Source organism: Subtercola boreus (genome assembly GCF_003399625.1).
GTDB lineage: Bacteria > Actinomycetota > Actinomycetes > Actinomycetales > Microbacteriaceae > Subtercola > Subtercola boreus_C.
The window spans coordinates 1-2,457 of sequence record NZ_NBXA01000062.1 but is presented as its reverse complement, the minus strand read 5'-3'; the positions used below and the strand labels follow the sequence as shown (position 1 = coordinate 2,457).

General features: G+C 61.7%; 1 protein-coding gene and 1 pseudogene. One reads left to right on the top strand and one right to left on the bottom strand.

Annotated features, from left to right (window positions below; translation table 11 throughout):
• The first annotated feature begins 442 nt into the window (after positions 1-442).
• Positions 443-919: a GNAT family N-acetyltransferase gene (locus B7R21_RS19165; protein WP_116284852.1), complete on the top strand. Its 477-nt coding sequence runs from the start codon at positions 443-445 to the stop codon at positions 917-919.
• A gap of 114 nt (positions 920-1,033) precedes the next feature.
• Here the strand turns inward: B7R21_RS19165 and B7R21_RS19160 are convergent.
• Positions 1,034-2,206, bottom strand: a pseudogene (locus tag B7R21_RS19160) (IS110 family transposase); the annotation flags it as partial.
• Positions 2,207-2,457: the final 251 nt, after the last annotated feature.

The following is a 2,457-nucleotide window of genomic DNA, read 5'->3' as shown; positions in this document are numbered from 1 at the left end:
TTCCCTTTCGTTGTTTTGCCGTGATTCTCAATCAGGTTTGTCAAGCCGAAATGGAGGTTTGTCTCGGCCCCGACTGTCACTTCCTCCCACACGTTTTTTGCCTGGAAGGTACGAAGTACCGCGCAGGGTCGGAGGCGGGAGCGCAACCCGCAGGGTGACGGAGGAGAGATTGTTGGCACGAAAAAAGGGAGCGAAGCGACCGTGTGCGAAGAATCTCGGAGGAGTCAGCGGCCCTGGCCGCTTGCATGGACGACGGAGGCCCGTATGCTGCCGAAGGCTTCCAGGCAAAAGCGCAAAGCGCACCAACACCGCGCCGGCCAAAGGCAGGCGACCGCTAGGCCAGGTTCGAACGAACGAGTCAGCAGTCAGATAGCAGCGGAACCGTTCTTCGCCCGTGTCGATCAAACAGCTAACGGGCTAGTGTCTTCGCGTGGCCTTTCACATGCAGCTGAGCAACGGTGTGGTCCTCCGGACCTTGACCGCGGACGATGCTGCCGCGCTTGCCGACTCGTATCGCGATAATCGAGATCACCTGGCCCCGTGGGATCCTTCCCGTTCCGAAACATTTTTCACTGAGGCCGGCCAGTCAAACGAAGTAGGGAAGTTGTTGGCCGATCAGGACACCGGGAGGGCTTTCCCACTCGTACTCTCCGACCGGTCACGGATAGTGGGAAGAGTCAATCTTGTCGGCATCGTGCGGGGCGCGTTTGAGAGTGCAAACCTCGGGTACTGGGTCGACGCCCGCTACGCAGGCCGAGGGCTCATGACAGCTGCCGTCGGCGCCGCCGCTGACCTAGCCCGAGATGAATTGGGCCTACACCGGATCCAGGCGGGCACGTTGGTCCATAACGTCGCGTCCCAGTCAGTTCTGAAACGCTGCGGTTTCACCGAGTTCGGACTGGCTCCTGACTACCTCTGAATCGCGGGCCGCTGGCAAGATCACCGCCTCTTCCAGCGCATCCTTTCTCCGTAAAGGTGATACCGGCACAGCGGAAGAACGAGTCAGCGCCGTCAGCTCGGTGCCGTCTTTCGGCGGGTTATACATGGTTTGATCTCTGAGGATGGCCCAGATGACGTTGATCCGGCGGCGGGCCAGGGCGATGAGGGCCTGCTTGTGCGATTTCCCTTCCCGTCGTTTCCGTTCGTAGAACGTCCGGGACGCGGGACAGGTTCTGGAGGCAATGAACGCTGCTTGGAAGCAGGCGTTCAGAAGACGGCGGTCGTACCGCCTTGGCCGGTGGCGGTTGCCGGAGATCTTCCCGGAATCGCGGGGAACCGGTGCAAGGCCCGCGAAACTAGCGAGCCGGTCCGGAGTTTCGAAAGCCATCAGATCAGTACCGGTCGCGGCAAGAAAGTCTGCAGCGAGCCGCATCCCAAACCCGGGAACTGTCATCAGCGGCACAGCCGAGGAGTTGCCCTTGAGTGCTGTATCGATTTCGGCTTCTAGCTCCGCGAGCTCGTCACGGATGCGGAGAAGGTCCCGGGCGAAGCGGCTAACGAGCCGGGCAGCAGCAGCCTCCCCGACCACGACCGCGGTCTGTTCGTGAGCCGCCTGAACGGCAGCAGCGGCGATGACTGCAGATTTCCGGCACTCTTGGCCTTTCAGCCAGGTCGCCAGGCGGCGCTCTCCTATCCGGCGGATCGCCGCGGGCGTCTGGTACTTAGTCAGCAGGACCAGAGGTCCTCTTGTGGTTGCGTAATTGAATGCTGCCTCAAGCGACGGGAAGTAATGGGCCATCAGAGCACGGAGGCGGTTCACGGCGCGGGTACGGTCGTGGACGAGGTCTTCGCGTCGGGCGGAAAGTAGGCGGAGCTCGACGGTAACTTCGTCGGGTTCACGCATGAGGTTCACATCGTGCCGGATGCGTGCTTGGTCGGCGATGACGACGGCATCTCTCGCATCAGTTTTGGCTTCGCCGGCGTAGGTGAGGGAAGCGTGGTGGATGGCCCGCCCCGGAATGTAGTGCAGGGGTTGCTTATGGCTGCCAAGCAACGACTGAAGAAGCCCTGTCCCACCGTGGTTTAGGTCCGTGGCCCAGGCCACGTCAGTTCCTCCGGGAAGACTTGCAACGTCACCCATCAGGGCGAGGATCTCGCCTTCCCGGTTCGCGAACCTTCTCGAGAGGAGCTTGGCTCCATCGGCGTTCAGGACAATGCAGTGGTGTTCGGTTTTGCCGGCGTCGATACCGGCCCAGAGCTGGGGCACGCGGTTGTTCCTTTCGTGGGTGTGGGTGCGCCGTCAACGGCCGTGCCGGCAGTTCCTTACAGGGCGACGTGGTCGCGTTTCTCAATGAGCGGTCATGCCGTTGCAGGATCCCGGGCGGCTAATCACGGCATGCCGTCACGCGGCGGGAGGCAGTCAGCCATACCCGGGACCCCTGGCGCGTTTCAAAGCTTACGAAGGCCCCGAATCCACAAGAAAAACTGTAAGGAAGGCGGTTTACCGCCGCTAGGGAC